This window comes from Chroococcidiopsis sp. [FACHB-1243] (assembly GCF_014696895.1).
In the GTDB taxonomy this organism is placed as follows: Bacteria; Cyanobacteriota; Cyanobacteriia; order Cyanobacteriales; family Chroococcidiopsidaceae; genus Chroococcidiopsis.
Genome location: NZ_JACJQX010000035.1, coordinates 19,801 through 36,122 on the forward strand (window position 1 = coordinate 19,801; position 16,322 = coordinate 36,122).

At 45.8% G+C, this 16,322-nt stretch carries 14 protein-coding genes; 8 read left to right on the forward strand and 6 right to left on the reverse strand.

Annotated elements, in window-relative coordinates:
• The first annotated feature begins 39 nt into the window (after positions 1-39).
• Entirely contained in the window at positions 40-2,655 is a 2,616-nt protein-coding gene (locus H6G17_RS23365; RefSeq protein WP_192160999.1) for an EAL domain-containing protein, read from the forward strand.
• A 171-nt stretch (positions 2,656-2,826) separates the two neighbouring features.
• Here H6G17_RS23365 and H6G17_RS23370 read toward each other — a convergent pair whose 3' ends face one another.
• The gene (locus H6G17_RS23370; RefSeq protein ID WP_192161000.1) at positions 2,827-4,977 is read right to left on the reverse strand and encodes a polyribonucleotide nucleotidyltransferase; all 2,151 of its coding nucleotides are present in this window, start codon (positions 4,975-4,977) and stop codon (positions 2,827-2,829) included.
• A gap of 159 nt (positions 4,978-5,136) precedes the next feature.
• Here H6G17_RS23370 and H6G17_RS23375 point away from each other — a divergent pair, with 159 nt between their 5' ends.
• Positions 5,137-5,328: a TrkA C-terminal domain-containing protein gene (locus H6G17_RS23375; RefSeq protein WP_192161001.1), complete on the forward strand. Its 192-nt coding sequence runs from the start codon at positions 5,137-5,139 to the stop codon at positions 5,326-5,328.
• Between the two features lie 249 nt (positions 5,329-5,577).
• Positions 5,578-6,672 carry a DRTGG domain-containing protein gene (locus H6G17_RS23380; protein ID WP_192161002.1) on the forward strand — a complete coding sequence of 365 codons (1,095 nt, stop codon included), beginning with the start codon at positions 5,578-5,580 and terminating at the stop codon, positions 6,670-6,672.
• A 6-nt stretch (positions 6,673-6,678) separates the two neighbouring features.
• Here H6G17_RS23380 and H6G17_RS23385 read toward each other — a convergent pair whose 3' ends face one another.
• Positions 6,679-7,059, reverse strand: coding sequence for a DUF4188 domain-containing protein (locus tag H6G17_RS23385; RefSeq protein WP_192161003.1), 381 nt, complete (start codon positions 7,057-7,059; stop codon positions 6,679-6,681).
• A 161-nt stretch (positions 7,060-7,220) separates the two neighbouring features.
• Here H6G17_RS23385 and H6G17_RS23390 point away from each other — a divergent pair, with 161 nt between their 5' ends.
• The 5 genes from H6G17_RS23390 to H6G17_RS23410 all read left to right on the forward strand — a co-directional run bounded on the left by H6G17_RS23390 (position 7,221) and on the right by H6G17_RS23410 (position 9,888).
• Positions 7,221-7,748, forward strand: a complete 528-nt coding sequence (locus H6G17_RS23390; RefSeq protein WP_192161004.1) for a PadR family transcriptional regulator — start codon at positions 7,221-7,223, stop codon at positions 7,746-7,748.
• A 230-nt stretch (positions 7,749-7,978) separates the two neighbouring features.
• On the forward strand, positions 7,979-8,491 hold the full coding sequence (locus tag H6G17_RS23395) for a DNA recombination-mediator protein A (RefSeq protein WP_192161005.1): 513 nt from the start codon (positions 7,979-7,981) through the stop codon (positions 8,489-8,491).
• Positions 8,492-8,496: 5 nt separating this feature from the next.
• Positions 8,497-8,919 (forward strand): MAPEG family protein, encoded by a 423-nt coding sequence (locus H6G17_RS23400; RefSeq protein ID WP_192161006.1) that lies wholly within the window; start codon positions 8,497-8,499, stop codon positions 8,917-8,919.
• Positions 8,920-9,082: 163 nt separating this feature from the next.
• Entirely contained in the window at positions 9,083-9,574 is a 492-nt protein-coding gene (locus H6G17_RS23405) for a YajQ family cyclic di-GMP-binding protein (protein WP_192161007.1), read from the forward strand.
• Between the two features lie 149 nt (positions 9,575-9,723).
• Complete coding sequence (locus H6G17_RS23410; protein ID WP_192161008.1) at positions 9,724-9,888, forward strand: metallothionein; 165 nt, start codon at positions 9,724-9,726, stop codon at positions 9,886-9,888.
• A 104-nt stretch (positions 9,889-9,992) separates the two neighbouring features.
• Here H6G17_RS23410 and H6G17_RS23415 read toward each other — a convergent pair whose 3' ends face one another.
• From H6G17_RS23415 to H6G17_RS23430, 4 genes are all read right to left on the reverse strand, one after another.
• Positions 9,993-11,285, reverse strand: coding sequence for a HAMP domain-containing sensor histidine kinase (locus H6G17_RS23415; RefSeq protein ID WP_192161009.1), 1,293 nt, complete (start codon positions 11,283-11,285; stop codon positions 9,993-9,995).
• 280 nt (positions 11,286-11,565) lie between these two features.
• Positions 11,566-12,825 (reverse strand): ATP-dependent protease ATP-binding subunit ClpX, encoded by a 1,260-nt coding sequence (clpX, locus tag H6G17_RS23420; RefSeq protein ID WP_192161010.1) that lies wholly within the window; start codon positions 12,823-12,825, stop codon positions 11,566-11,568.
• Positions 12,826-12,868: 43 nt separating this feature from the next.
• Positions 12,869-13,093, reverse strand: a complete 225-nt coding sequence (locus H6G17_RS23425; protein ID WP_192161011.1) for a hypothetical protein — start codon at positions 13,091-13,093, stop codon at positions 12,869-12,871.
• A 77-nt stretch (positions 13,094-13,170) separates the two neighbouring features.
• Positions 13,171-16,281, reverse strand: a complete 3,111-nt coding sequence (locus H6G17_RS23430) for a hybrid sensor histidine kinase/response regulator (protein ID WP_192161012.1) — start codon at positions 16,279-16,281, stop codon at positions 13,171-13,173.
• Positions 16,282-16,322: the final 41 nt, after the last annotated feature.

The following is a 16,322-nucleotide window of genomic DNA, read 5'->3' on the forward strand; positions in this document are numbered from 1 at the left end:
CTGCGACATCTCCCCTCAAGTCTGCGTACTCTACTGCTTGTGGCGGTTTACGTTTTAGCTGGGCTAGGTCTAGAAGAATTAGCCGCTGTCTTTGACACGGCGGCGGCGATCAGCCCTTGGGAGCCATCAACCGGACTTCACTTCGTGCTTTTGTTGGGGTTTGGTCTGCGCTATACCCCTGAGTTGCTGCTCATCCCGTTGCTACATATGTTAGTGGTGAGTCCGCTAAATATTGCTCCGTTCTACGTGTTGCTCTGTGCTATCTGGATAATGCTAGGCTACAGTCTAGCTAGTGCTTTGTTGTTGCACAAGTTACACATCGATCCATACCTCCGCCGTTTTCGCGACGTTTTTAGATTTGCTATTGTCACCTTTATCACATCGCTTGTAGTTTCTGGGCTATATGTAACGACGTTAGCAGCAGCTGGCAGTCTTTCTTGGTCTCAATGGACGGTGCAAGTCATCCGCGAATGGGCTGGAGAGGCTACTGGCATTGCAATGTTAGCGCCGCCGCTTTTGCTTTTGTTACGCCTAGCATCTGAGGCTAAGTGGCAGGATACTTCAGAAAGACCGACGCAGCAGATCGGCTCAGGTCGGTTGAGGAGTCAAGCGGTGCTAGAGTATAGCATAGATCTGACTGCTTTAATTTTCGCCATCTGGCTCGGTTATGGATTTCCACCAGGATTATCTTTAGAGTACAGCTATTTTGTGTTTTTGCCGTTGATTTGGATTGCAGTGCGGCACGGATTCGAGCGAGCAGTGCTGGCAGTTTTAATCATCAATATTGGTGTCACGCTCCTGGTTTACATTCGCTCTGGGAATAATACATTAGCCTTACAGTTTTGCTTGATGACAGTTTCATACACGGGTTTGCTTGTGGGTGCTGCGGTTACAGAACGTCAGCGAGTAGAAGCGTCACTGCGAGAGAGTCAGCAACAATATCAAAATTTGTACGATTCTGCTCCCGATTCCTATGCCTCGATCGCGGTTAATGGAATTATTAAATCGATCAATCAGATTGGTGCTGATTTTCTAGGCTACCGCAAACAAGAGTTGATCGGCAGACCGATTTGGCTGACGATTTACCAACCAGATTGGCAATTGGCTCAACAATGGTTGGATAGAGTTTTGAGGGAAAGGTTGGTCACTTGTGAAAATGAACTACGAAAAATTCGTAAAGATGGGTCGGTTGTATGGGTTCGCGAACGCAGCCAACTGCTATTCGACGAAGACGGAATGCCTACGGAGTTGCACGTAATTTGTCGAGATATTACAGAGCGCAAGCACGCAGAGGAGCAACTGCTGCACAATGTGTTTCACGATGCCCTCACAGGTCTACCCAATCGATCTTTATTCATGAATCGCCTAGAGCGTGCGGTGGAACATAGTAAACGAGATGAAGATTATCTTTTTGCTGTCCTCTTCCTTGACTTAGATCGTTTTAAGGTCATCAATGATAGTCTTGGGCATACACTTGGGGACGAATTTCTCATTGCTATTGCTAGAAGACTAGAAGCTTGCATACGTCCTACAGATATGGCGGCGAGACTTGGGGGAGATGAATTCACAATCTTGCTTGAGGGTATTGATGACATCAGCGACACTATCCAAGTCGCAGAACGGATACAAGCCCAACTGACATTGCCCTTCAATTTAGGCGGGCAAGAGGTATTTACTACAGCAAGTATTGGCATTGTCCTGAGAACGACAAGTAACACCCAGCCAGAAGACCTACTGCGCGACGCTGACATCGCTATGTACCGAGCCAAGAGCTTAGGTAAAGCGCGATACGAGATCTTCAACCCAGAGATGCGCCATCGCGCCATCGCACGCTTGCAGATGGAAACGGAGCTGCGACGAGCGATTGAGCGTCAGGAGTTTCGGATTCACTATCAGCCAATAATATCGCTGCAAACTGGTAGAATTGTAGGCTTTGAGGCGCTAATCCGCTGGCAGCATCCAAATCGAGGTCTTGTTTACCCAACCGAGTTCATGTCCATTGCAGAAGAAATCGGGCTAGGTCTTGCTCTAGATCGGTGGGTGTTGCGGGAAGCTTGTCACCAGCTCCAACAGTGGCAAGAGCAATTCTTATCTAGCCCAGCTGACGAGGAAAGCGCCGCGAGTGATTCCTCAAGAGCAATCCAATCCTTAACCATTAACGTCAATCTTGGTACTCCTCAGTTTGGGCAAGCTGAGCTGCTACAGCACATCGATCGAGTCCTACAGGAGACTCATCTAGACGCTTCTAGTCTACAGCTAGAGATTACAGAAAATGCGATTATGCAGAATGATGAAGCGGCAAGTGTCATGCTCTCGCAACTCGGAGCGATGGGAATTCGGTTGCTCGTTGATGACTTTGGCACTGGCTATTCATCTTTAGGTCGTCTTCACCGCTTTGCGATCGATATGTTGAAAATCGATCGCTCTTTTGTTAGCAATATCGGGACTAGTGCGGTCAGTCTAGAAATCACTGAAACAATCGTGACGCTTGCCCAAAAGCTTGACGTAGACGTGACAGCAGAAGGAGTAGAAACAGCAGAGCAATTAGCCCGGTTGAGAGAGTTGAACTGTGGATACGGACAGGGATATTTTTTCTCTATGCCACTAGAAGCTTCAGCAGCAGAGGCATTGATCGTGACAAATCCCCGGTGGTGAATTGAGGCGAGAGCAAATGAGGCGATCGCACTTTATTCTCTTGTACAAAAACCGTTAGAGCAAGAGCAAGGAAACACAGACAAATAACGGCAAATTATTCTGTCTCCTGTCTCCTGCCTCCTGAAGCGGACGGTTGGCAAACTCGTCGCCAATGAAGCCGCGTTCCCCGATCTACTTCACAGCTGCTTCTCGCGCTGCGGCTGCTTGGTCGGGATGAATGCCCAAGCGAGTCAGATTGATCCGACCTTTGCCATCGATCTCTCTGACTTTGACAATCACTTCATCACCAACTGTGACTTCGTCTTCAACTTTTCCTACACGATAGTCAGCCAGTTGAGAAATGTGGATCATGCCTTCTTTTCCAGGCAAAAATTCCACAAACGCCCCAATGGGAATAATTCGAGTCACGCGACCAGCGTAGACTTCTCCTTCTTGTAGCTTGCGGGTCATTCCCTGAATGATGTTACGAGCTTTTTTCGCTTTGCTCTCATCCACCGCAGAGATAGTCACCGTGCCATCGTCTTCAATATCGATTTTGGCTCCAGTTTCTTCGGTGATCCCTTTAATTGTTTTGCCACCAGGTCCGATAATCATGCCGATCAGATCTTGCTCGATCTTAATTGTCAGCAGACGCGGGGCAAAGGCTGACATTTCGCTGCGCGGCTGGTCGATCGCCTGCAGCATTTTTTCCAAGATGTGCATCCGTGCGGGACGCGCTTGGTCAATGGCTTGCTTGATCGTTTCCAGGGGCAGCCCAGAAATTTTCATGTCCATTTGCAGGGCTGTAATTCCTGTATCCGTCCCAGCCACTTTAAAGTCCATATCGCCCAAGAAGTCTTCAATCCCCTGAATATCAGTCAGGACGCGGACTTCGGAACCTTCTTTAATCAGTCCCATCGCCGCCCCACTCACGGGTTTGAGAATCGGAACGCCTGCATCCATCAGGGAAAGAGTGGAACCGCAGACCGAACCCATCGACGTAGAACCGTTAGAAGAAAGGACTTCTGACACCACGCGAATGACGTAGGGAAAATCAGCTTTGGGTGGTAAAATGGGCAGGATGGCACGTTCTGCTAGCGCTCCGTGACCGATTTCCCGTCGACCTGGGGCGCGCAGAGGTTTTGTTTCCCCAACCGAGAAGGGCGGAAAGTTGTAGTGATGGATATAGCGTTTTTCTAGGTCTTCTTGCAGATCGTCAGACAAGTTTTGAGCATCGCCTGGTGTCCCTAAAGTACAGGCAGACAGAACCTGCGTTAGACCGCGATTGAATAAACCGCTACCGTGAACCCGCTTGGGTAAAACATCAACTCTACAGGAAACAGGGCGTACTTCGTCTAGTTTGCGTCCGTCAACCCGCACGCCATCTTCAACAATTTGCCGTCGCATCAATTGCTTGGTCAAATCTTTGAAAGTGTTACCCAGTGCTTTGGTTTCGGTAGTCGTAATCACCTTTACCGGATCTTCTTCTGGCAGTTCGGCGATCGCTTCGGCAACAGATGCTTTTACCTCGTCTAGGGCAGCATCGCGGCTGTTTTTGTCAAGATCAAACTGCGAGAGAATTTGTTTGATTTGAGTTTGGGCGCGATCGCGAATGAAGTCTGTTAAAGTAGAATCTATTTCTGGCGGTGTGACTTGTGGCGGTTCGACCCCTAACTCTTTGAGAAAGTCTTGTTGAGCAGCGATCAAATCTCGCACGGCTTCGTAGCCGAAATCGATCGCCTCAACCATATCCTGTTCTGATAGCTGGTTAGCTCCAGCCTCTACCATAATCACGCCGTCTGGAGTGCCTGCTACTACTAGATCCAAATCTCCGGCTTTAATTTCAGCATAGGTAGGATTAATAATAAAATCATCCCCTACCAAGCCGACGCGCACGGCTGCCATTGGTCCATTAAAAGGAATTTGCGCCAGCATCACCGCCATTGATGCACCCGTTACCGCTAGCACGTCCGGCGGGACTAACTCATCCATTGCCAGAGTCGTCGCCACGACTTGCAGATCGTCCCGCAGCCAACCAGGAAACAGCGGACGCAAGGGGCGATCGATCAAGCGGCTCGTCAGAATCGCCTTTTCTGGCGGGCGACCTTCACGCCGCAAAAAACCACCTGGAATTCGACCGACAGCGTAGAGTCTTTCTTCATAATCTACCGTCAGGGGAAGAAAATCAATGCCTTCTCTGGCTGTACTTCGGGTTGCAGTAACTAAAACTGCCGTATCGCCTGATTGAATTAACACTGCTCCCCCAGCTTGAGGGGCTAACATACCTACTCTAAGTCGAATATCCCTTCCATCGAAGGATATTGACCTATCCATCTCTACCATTTAGTTTTTTGTCCTTTTTAATCGCTATTCTGATTCTGTCGCAATCCTAGCACCGATATACCTCTAGTGGGTTGTCACGGAAAATCGGGAGTCGGGAGTCGGGAGTCGGGAGTTGGGGGAAGAAAAATCTAAAGCAATACTGTATACAACTTCACTTATATGGATGAGTTGACGATCTCGTCCGATTCTCCATTTGCGGGTAAAGTCGTGAGCGACATGGAAGTACGAGGTAAAGATAGTTTTCTCGTTGTAGCACTGCGTAAACCAGATGGCACGATGATTATTCACCCTCAGCATGAAATGGTGTTAGCAGCAGGTGACACGGTTATCTTCGATGGGACATCGAGGTGATATTCCTCAATTCGCGCAAAAATACGTCCTGCGACGGGATATTAAATATAGAGGTGCAAAAGCGCGATCGGATCGGTAGTGTTGGTTGTTAGATAACTGGTCGCTGGTCACTGGTTACTGCTCACTGTCAAATGCGATCGCTTGCCGCTTTTGATTGCTTTAGCAAAAATACATTTTTCATTTAGTTCTACTTAATTAAAATAGTATAAAAGTTGATTTGTTTCCCTGGCTGGGATTAGGAGTGGGTGGGTGTCGAAGGCTGCTAAGTTTTTGCTAATTGGTTCAACTGAGACTTACAGTGGTAAGTCTGCCACTGTATTAGGTCTATCTCATCGATTGCAACAAATAGGGCTGGATCTTGCCTACGGCAAACCTTTGGGTAGCTGTTTTAGTGAAGATGCCACAGCCGCGATCGCTGATGCTGATGTTGAGTTTGTGACTAAACTGCTGAAACTCCCACCACAGCGGGTATTTCCTACGATCTTGTCCTTGGACGAAAATGCCATTGGCAAACGCTTGCGAGGAGAAGACAACATCGACTACCGCGAACGCCTGAAGCAATATCTGCAACTTCCGGCAGGCGATCTGACAGTCTTGGAAGGACCGGGAACTCTGGAAGAGGGCAGTTTGTTCGAGCTGCGAATGCTGCAAGTGGCTGAAATTATCAATGCTTCAATTCTACTGGTGTCTCGCTACAAATCGGCATTTTCTGTGGAACCATTGATCTCGGCGCGACGGCGCTTGGGCGATCGCTTAATTGGCGTGCTACTGAATGATATTCCTCCCGATCGGATGGAAACTGTAGCGGCAGAAGTCAGTCCTTATCTAGAAAAACGTAGTATTCCAGTTTTAGGAATGCTGCCTAGCAACCGCTTACTCAGAAGTGTTAGCGTTAGAGAATTAGTCAATCAGTTAAAAGCAGATGTCCTTTGCCGTGCCGATCGCCTCGATCTGATGGTGGAAAGTTTAGCAATTGGAGCTATGAACGTCAACTCAGCGTTGAGATATTTCGGACAGCGGCGAAATATGGCTGTCGTCACGGGAGGCGATCGGGTTGAAATTCAATTAGCAGCTTTGGAAAGTTCTACTCAATGCTTAATTCTAACGGGCAAGCTTCCCGCACCAACTTTTATCCTTAGTAAAGCAGAAGAACTCGAAATTCCCATCCTCTCGGTCGATCTCGATACGTTAACTACAGTAGAGATCGTCGATCGCACGTTTGGACAAGTGCGCCTGCACGAACCCTTCAAAGTTGAATGCATCCGTCAGTTAATGACAGAACATTTTGACTTTAATCGCTTATTATCTCAACTCGACCTCAGCCCTGCTGTTGCTTTGCCTTAGATCTCATCATCCATAAATAGTTGCCATTCCCTGCGGTTCGTGCGAGTATTTACCACTTGCTATAGGTTGATATGTCTCGTTATATAAACACAAACTCTCAGGATGTTTGGCAACAAATTGCATCATCTGGCGATGAAATTTTCCTTTGAAAAATACTTGCAAGCTTTGCGGCGATCGCCAGTAACTTACCATCAAAACTTCATTAGCAGCGCAAATCCCAGCTTTAACTTGCACGCAGCCTTCAGCCGTTGCTGTGGCGTTCTTAATCCACAAGAGATGTTTCCACATCCAAATAAAGCCTGCGCGATCGCGCGCTAAGAAACCGTTCACAAAGGCGATCGCTTCGGGGTTTTCTGGTAACTCGACTTGATAGATTGAATAACTCATACGAGAATCACCTCATTGATTAATGGTCGAGCGAGTAATTTTGACCAGTAGAGACGTTACATGTAACGTCTCTACTGCCATTGCAGATCGGTTAATATGCAATTAGTTGAATATACTATTATTGTATGCACTTTTTTGCATATATAAAGTAAAGAAATATTATGGCTTTAGCACACGCGATCCTGGCATGTCTGCTCGATCGTTCTCTCAGCGGATACGATCTAGCGCAACAATTTGATGGCTCGGTTGGATACTTCTGGGCAGCCAGCCACCAGCAGATTTATCGAGAATTATCCAAATTAGAACAACAAGGCTGGATTGCAGCCGAAACCATACTTCAGACAGGAAAACCAGACAAGAAGCTCTATTGCATCACAGAACTAGGCAAGCAACATCTGAAGGCTTGGATGACCGAAGCTTCCGATCCTTCAGCGATTAAGGACGATTTATTAGTCAAAATTTTTGCAGGTTATCTTGCTCCCCAAGCGATCGCGCTCGAGTTAAAGCGTCATCAAAAAGCGCATCAGGAAAAGCTGGCAGTATACAAAGCTATAGAGCAAAAGTACTTTAGCAATCCGCAAATACTATCCGAAATCGAAAAGTTTCAATACCTCACTCTCCTGAATGGTATTAGCTACGAAACTCACTGGCTGTCTTGGATCGATCGAGCAATACAGCTACTTAAATAGCAGGGGACAATTCGCCATTCGCACTTTTACACTACCCCTAGTATTCAACAAGGTGTTTCCCCTACGGGAAAGCAAGCTACATGAACGCAATTTGCAATTCACAATTAACTAACCTCCTGCTACTCGCCACTGATAACTGCCAATTATCAATTACCAATTACCATTCTTCCCTGATAACTGATAACTGTTCTCTGCTAGAATAACTAGGTTGTGTATCCGAACCTACGTCCTTGATCGAGCAGAGCCAGTCTATCAATGTATCCGATGTCGATACCCTTGCCCAAGAGTTGGCAACGATTCAGCAAACGGGCGCAAAACGAATTGCTTTACTGGGGTCGCGTCACGTCCCCCTGACTCATCAGCACTTAATCGAAATGATGAGCTACGCTCTGGTTCTGTCGGGCAATCGGATTTTAACTTCCGGTGCGACGGGGACAAATTCAGCTGCTATTCGCGGTGCGATGCGTGCCGATGCGAATATGTTGACTGTAATTCTGCCGCAAAGTCTAGAGCGTCAACCCCTGGAATCGCGCCAGCAATTAGAAAAGGTGATGCATTTAGTAGAAAACGCCAAAAACGACCAAATGTCTTTGGCAGAAGCTAGTGCTGTATGCAACCAAGAGATCGTTTCTCGTTGCCAACAGCTAATCTGCTTTGCTTTCCACGATAGCCGCACGCTTTTGCAAACTTGCCAAGAGGCAGAAGATCAAAGGAAGATCGTGACGCTGTTCTACCTTGACTGATCGAGATGAACTCACAACTCCCTACTTCAGCAATTTTTCTCTTTTGTATTGCAGTAGCAGCAGTACTGGTTTATTTACCGTTTCTGCTTGTCGGTTACGGGCGAGTGCAAGCTGGCTACGATATGGCAGCTCCTCGCGCTATGTTTGACAAGCTACCACCCTACGCACAACGAGCAGCTTGGGCGCACCAAAATTCATTTGAGAATTTCACCATTTTTGCGCCAGCCGCGTTAATGGCATATGTTACGGGAGTTGATTCTACCTTGGCTGTGGGAGCGGCGATCGCCTTTGTGGTAGTGCGATTGTTTTACTCGATATTCTACATAGCTAACATCCCCTTAGCGCGATCGCTGATGTTTGCGATCGGCAGTCTTTGCTCTGGTATCTTGTTTGTTACTAGCATCCTTCAAGCAACTAGTTATCAGTGACCAGTTATTAGTGGCTAGTGGCTGGTGACTAGTTGTAAGTGGGGTGTAGGGTGTAGGGTGTGGAGATTTTAAATTTCTTTCTCCCTTGTCTCCCCCCTCTCCCTTGTCTTTCTTGTCTCCCCCCTCTTCCTTGTCTTTCTATAGCCTCTAGCCCCTCATTCTTATGGCTTCTACTTTTTCCTTCGATATTGTCAGCGACTTCGATCGCCAAGAACTAGTTAATGCTGTCGATCAGACTAGCCGCGATATTAAAAGCCGTTACGATCTCAAAGATACTCAAACGACGGTAGAGTTAGGTGAAGATACGATTACTGTCAGCACTGACAGCGAATTCACTCTGGAATCGGTACACACCATTTTGCGCGAAAAAGCTGCAAAGCGTCAATTATCTCAGAAAATTTTCGATTTCGGCAAAGTGGAATCTGCTAGTGGTAATCGCGTCCGGCAAGAAATTAAGCTCAAGAAGGGCATCAGTCAAGAAATCAGCAAACAAATCTCTAAATTGATCCGCGATGAGTTTAAAAAAGTGCAAGCTTCAATTCAAGGTGATGCTGTACGGGTGTCGGCGAAATCTAAAGATGACTTGCAAGCTGTAATGGGACGCTTGAAGCAAGAAGATTATCCCGTGGCTCTACAGTTTACCAATTATCGATAAAAGTCAAAAGCAATATCTGGCTTGCGTTGGTTCGATTTTAAGGAAATAGTTCCTTCCCTGGATAACAGCTTAGGTGAACTTTTTTGAAAAAATACCTGAACGTATGTTCATATGTTATCTTGATGGGAGAGGTGAATAGGATTAAGACTATGACGACAGTAACTTCAATGAAATGTGCTTGTGACAATTGCTTGTGCGTTGTTTCCCTAGAGGACGCGATTCAAAAAGAGGGCAAGGCTTACTGTAGCGAAGCCTGTGCTAGCGGTCATCCCGATGGTAGTGGCTGCGGTCACACTGGTTGCGGGTGCGGCTGATCTGATTTTGAATTTTGGGTTGTATAAACATTACATATCTAGTAGCTTCCATTACTGTGTTAAAAGAGAGTAGGAAATAAAAGTTTTCTACTCTTAATTAATGCCTAAAATAAGGGTAGACTGACCTGAAAACAACTACCAACGTTAACCTGGCTTTTAACAGCTATTTCGCCCCCGTGCTGCTTCACAATTGCTTGAGCAATTGCCAAACCTAATCCCAAGCCCTTTTGCTGTTGTTGCGCTTGTTCGGAGCGCCAAAACCACTGAAATATGGAAGCATGATGCTCTGGTGGAATACCAATACCTGTATCTTCAACTGAAACGATCGCTTTACGTTTAGACTTGCGTACTGTGAGAGAAATACTACCTCCTTTTTCCGTATAAGCGATCGCGTTCTCCAGTAAGTTTGAGAATAAACGGCTCAAATGAATTGGATCTCCCCGCACAGATAAACCAGGTAGCAATTGAGCTTGAAAAGCAATACCTTGTGACGTAGCACGGGCATCGAACTGCTCTAATATAGGTAAAAGCAATTCTTCTAAGCGAATATTTACTGTCTCTAACTCAGTTGGTAAAAGTGCTACCTCGCTCCGAGTCAAAATCAGTAAATCTTCTACTAGATGCTCTAGTTCGTCAGTAGCGTTAGCAACGATCGTTAATTTTTGCCGATCGAGTGGTATGGCTGATTCTGCTTCTCCTGCTAGCAGTGCGATCGCTAGGGTAATTCGCGTCAACGGATGGCGGAGATAATGAGAGATATTCGTAACAGTCTGTTTGAGCTGTCGAAAGCTTTGTTGTAGCGGCTGGGAGTTCCACTGACTGAGGTGAACGCCACTGATACTAAAGATAAATAAAATAGCGATTCCCTGACAGCCAAGCCAGAGCCGCAGCCGAGCCAAAATCATTTCTAATGGCTGTGTGGATTCGCTTACCCGAATATATCCTTCTAGATGTAGCGTTTTTAGCTTCGGATCGCTGACATAGACAGCAATGGTGGCAGTCCGTAAGTCTCTCTGTTGTTGGAAAATAGGCGCGATTGGTTGCCAGCGAGAATGGAAGACATTTCGGGAGAGTGGAAGAGAAGGAAAGCGATTTCCTTGACTCAAAAGTAATTTACCATCAGCGTCGAACCATTCCCAACTTTGAGTTTTAGCAGCAAAAATTTTGCGCCAAGGAAGCTCATGTAGGTTTTGTTGATTTTGAGATTTCACGATCTCAAAACTCGGAATTGTAGCTTGTGCCAAAGTCAAGAGGCGATCGTCCGATTGTTTTTTCAGAGCATTACCAATTGAGTTGTACGTCGTCAGGGAAAACCCTCCTAAAATAGCTGCCGTTGCTGCTAAGTAAGCAAATAATATACGTTTATAGGAATATTTGAACTTTGTTTGAGGAACCATACCTAAAGATAGAAGCCATAGGCTTCAAGAAAGGATGCAGCAGAATAATCGACATTGCAACATTGACAAAGCCAGTATTTTTGATGAAGATTTATTATCAACTAATACTAAATTGCTTAGTAATTCAAATAAAACAGAAAAAAGTAACAAACTTAGGACAAAATCAGTTGTCAGTTATCAGTTATGAGGGAGCGCACGAGCGCACGAGCAATGTAGAGACGTTACATGTAACGTCTCTGCAAGGTTATCAGTCATCCCTTAACCAACAACCAATGACCAATTAAGCTGTTTCTGGCTGGAAGAAGGCTGTAGGATGAATGAGAAGATCGGCAGTAGAGTGTTTTTCTACCATTGCTTTACAGATGGTGCAGCGATCCAAATCTGGGCGAGAGGGAAGTTCGTACATGATATCTAGCATTAGCTCTTCTACAATTCCCCTCAAGGCTCTTGCACCAGTTTTACGCCGATATGCTTCTTGGGCGATCGCGCGGACAGCATCTAATTCAAACTCAAGTTGAACGTTATCCATTTGTAATAGCTTTTGATACTGTTTCAAAAGCGCATTTTGCGGCTCAGTTAAAATCGCTATCAGTCCTTCTTCGCCTAAAGGTTCCAGCACTGTAACGACTGGCAATCGTCCGATTAGTTCTGGAATCAGACCGAATTTCACTAAATCTTCCGGTCCCAGATGGTTTAATAAATAATCTGTTTGCCTTGCTGTAGATCTTTCTGGCGATCGCCCGAACCCCACAGATTTTTTTCCCATCCGTTGTTCGACTAGTTTTTCTACTCCGACAAAAGCGCCGCCGCAGATAAACAGAATATTTTTGGTATCAACTTGGATGCTATCTTGATAGGGGTGTTTGCGCCCTCCTTGTGGTGGTACGTTAGCGATCGTTCCTTCTAATATTTTTAACAGTGCTTGCTGCACTCCTTCGCCCGATACATCACGAGTAATCGAGGGGTTTTCACTTTTGCGGGCAATTTTATCAATTTCATCAATATAAATAATTCCTTGTTGTGCTGTTTCTGCATCCATATCTGCCACTTGCAACAATCGCAGTAGGATGTTTTCTACATCATCTCCGACGTAACCTGCTTCTGTGAAAGTTGTTGCATCCACAACAGCAAAAGGTACGTCTATGATTTGTGCTAGAGTTTGAGCTAGGAGTGTTTTACCGCTCCCCGTTGGTCCAACCAAAAGAATATTTGACTTTTGCAATGCCACATCATTGCGATCGCTGGACAAACGCTTATAGTGATTGTAAACTGCTACTGAAAGAACTTTCTTCGCTTGTTCCTGACCGATAACATGGTTGTCCAAGTACTGTTTTATTTCCCTTGGTTTGGGGATGCGGTAGTTGTTAGAATTAGTAGTTTTTGGGGTACTAGGTTGAGGTGGAGAAGTATCTAAGACTTCTTGACATTGTTCGATGCATTCACTACAAATGTTAACGCCCGTACCAGAAATTAGCTTATCGACTTGAGTATGGGGTTTGCCGCAAAACGAGCATCTTAATAATGAAGTGTAGTCAGGCATATTTACTTTTTCCTTGGGGTTAAAATGTATTAACTGAAATGTTTTAACTAGGAATTTGTCTTTCCATTATCGATAAAAATCCGCACAGACTTATCGAAAGGATCTCAACTAACCAATGCATTGATTCAGGGGCGATCGCAAATCCCCAAATTAGTAGAATTGAGCCAGCTAAGCAGATAGCAAGTCGATGAATTTCTTCGGTCGTTTTGCAACCAATCCAAGTAAAGCCGAAGCTTATAGTCCAAAAAATTAAATATGTGATATGCATAGATTAGACCTACCTGAAAAATGAACATACACAGGATGAAGTCAAAAGACAAAAATTAAAAGACTAGTCACAAACAACTAGGCGATATGCTGCAAAGTCGTTTGTTCTTCTATGTTCTGCTCGAAAATATTCTTGAGTGCTTGCAAAAACTCAAGTTCTATATACGGTTTAGTGAAGTAGGCGCTAGCACCTAATTGAGTTGCTAAACGGCGATGTTTGTCATTACTACGTGATGTCAACATCGCCACGGGAATTTTGGCAAATTGCGGCTCTTGTCGCCACTGACAGAGAAATTCAAAGCCGTTCATATTCGGCATTTCAATATCGCAAAGTACTAATTGTACCGTGGGAGACTGCTGTAATTTTTCTAGTGCTTCTAATCCATCCCGCGCTGATAAAACTCGATATCCAGCCTTTTGCAACGAAAGTGTTAGCGTTTGGCGCATCGTAGTTGAGTCATCTACAACTAAAATCGTAGGACGTTCGGTTTTATGAACAATTGCTGCTCGATCGCGCCACAAATTATTGATGTTTTGTTCTTTGTCTTTTGATTGACTTTCAGTTGTCTGAATTGTATTTTGTTGCCGTTCTAAAACGTGTTCTAAAAGGCTAACTCCATTAATGACAGGAACTAAACTACCATTTCCTAGTAAAGTGCAGCCATAGGTATACTTGGGAGGCGAAACGAGCGATCCAAAAGGTTTAATTGCTAATTCTTGTTCTGCCAACAAGCAATCGACTTCTAGCGCTAATAATTCACCCTCCCAACGTAGTAGAAGCATTGGCAACTCCCGTTCTTCCACCGTAGTTGTAATTGGAGATTGGCTGTTAGCAACTTCTAACATTGGACGATTGTATTCTAAAAGATCCGCCAACCGATGGATTGGTATGATGTGTTCTCGCCAGCGCAACAGCTGCTGAGTCCCCGTGCGATTGATGCGATCGCTTGGCGTAGTGACAATATTTTCAATGCTGTCAGATGGCAACGCTACAGTAGTTTTCCCCGTAGAGCAAACAACCAAATTCGCGATCGTCAACGTGAGAGGCAAGCGTAAAATAAAAGTCGTACCCTCACCAGGGAAGGAACTGACGCTTACAGAACCGCGCAGCGATCGCAGTTGAGAACGAACAACATCCAAACCCATGCCACGACCGGAAAGTTCGCTAACGTGGTGAGTGGTAGAAAATCCTGGCTCGAAGATAAATTCTAGCAACTGCTCCTTAGAGGCGCTGGCTGCTTCTATTGGCGACAACCAACCCAACTCTACAACCCGGCTGCGAATTTGCCCCAAGTTTAGACCCCGACCGTCATCTCTAACTTCGATAATTGTTTGATTGCCTTTGTAATAAGCACAAATCAAAATTTCTCCGTTTTCCGGCTTACCTTGCTGTTGGCGGATCTCAGGCGATTCGATGCCATGAGCAAAGGCATTGCGGAGTAAATGCAACAGCGGGTCGTAGAGTTTTTCCAAAATTGCCTTTTCTACCTGTACCTCTGTCCCTCTCAGCTTCAAATTGACAGGCTTGGAGTAAGTATGAGACATATCCCGCAGCATCCGAGAGAACCGCTTGAGAACTTCACCCAAAGGGAGCATTCGCGCTCGCATTAACTCATCTTGGAGTTGGGAAAAAACTTGTTGTTTCCGCTCTAATATTTGGCTCGATTGCTCGGCAAATAAAGCAATATCCTCTACAGCCTCTTCCAATTGGACAATTTCTTCTAGAATTCTTTGTAATAGAGGGTGAACCGCTCCATAACGATCCATTTCTAGAGGATCGAAGTCAGTTGTAATTGGTAATTGGTAGTTGGTAGTTGGTAATGGGTAATTGGTAATGGGTAGTTTTTCTCCCTCAGCTCTCTTCTCCCCTGCTCCCTGCTCGTCCCTGCTCCCTGCTCCCTTGTCTCCCTCAGCTCTCCTCTCTAGCTGACCGATCAGTTCTTGAAAGTGAGCAAAACGGCGGAGCAACTCTTGGGATGAGTTTTGGGTTTGCTCGGTTTGGAGCGCAATGGAGTTGCGATTGACGACTAATTCACCCAATAACTTATGCATCCGCTCTAATCGGCTTAATTCTACCCGGGTAGAAACGGCAGTTGCTATCTGTGGTTCATCTGCATAAGAATTAATGCTTCCTACTTTAGAGCGATCGCCCTCTATGTTGCTCTGAGAAATTTCAGTCGAGTGGGATAAGGACTGAATCGGCGATATATTTGCCGCAGGGGAAATAGTTAGGGAATGAGCATCTGATTCGATCGCGCCATTGGAATCATCTTCAGTTTCAGTGACGAAAATGATATCAGGGTCGATCGCCACTGCTTCTATTGGTGCTGTCTCGTCGCCAAATAACAGCTCGTCTAATAAAGGCGAGAATTCTGACTCTGGGTGAGGAACCAAATCGACGCTCTGTTCTGTTAAGGCACAAAGGGCAGCAGACGGACTCCCTCCAGTCGTGCGATCGCCTGCTAGTACGGCAGCTCTGCTATTGTGAAAATCAGCTAGGGCAACTTGGATAATTTCTCTAGCGCGATCGGGATGAGTATTTAGTGCAGTTAAGGCTGTTTGGGCGATCGCCCCAAATCCTGGTAAATTCAACAGCTCCGCAAATCCAGCAAAGACTTCTGCCTGCGCCCGTAATTCTCCAGCCACCTCGAAATCTTGGGGGTTGGTAACCACAGCCGCCAATCGTTCTAGCCCTTGCACGACATCAGTTTCAAAGATTGAAGCGACCAAATCGACCCCAAGTTCTGAGGACATGGGCATATAGCGATCGATCTGAGCTAAAGCATCTCCTAAACGTTCTTCTATTTGATTAAATACGGGTTCGGCTACTGCTAATGTTGCCGCACAGTCAATGCTGCCGATGGTAATTTGTTGCAGTAGGGGGACGCGCAGACAATCGTAAGCTTGCAGTAATAAACCTTCTAACTCTGAATCTATTGCTACAGAGCGGTTATACAAAGCCCGAAAAACATCTTCTAAACGGTGGGCAACAATTTTAATTGGCTCTAAATCCAAGCAAGCTGCACCACCTTTAAGAGAGTGAGCTGCACGCATCAAATCGTGAATGCGTTCGTGCGTGCGCTCTTGCTTCAGACTAAGCAAACCTGCTTCAATCTCCTGTAGCAGCTCTGGCACTTCTTCAATAAACAGACGATAAGCTTGGTCGCGAATGTCGGGAGTAATTAGCATGGCTAGAGGGAAGAAGACAAGGGGACAAGGAAGACAAGGGA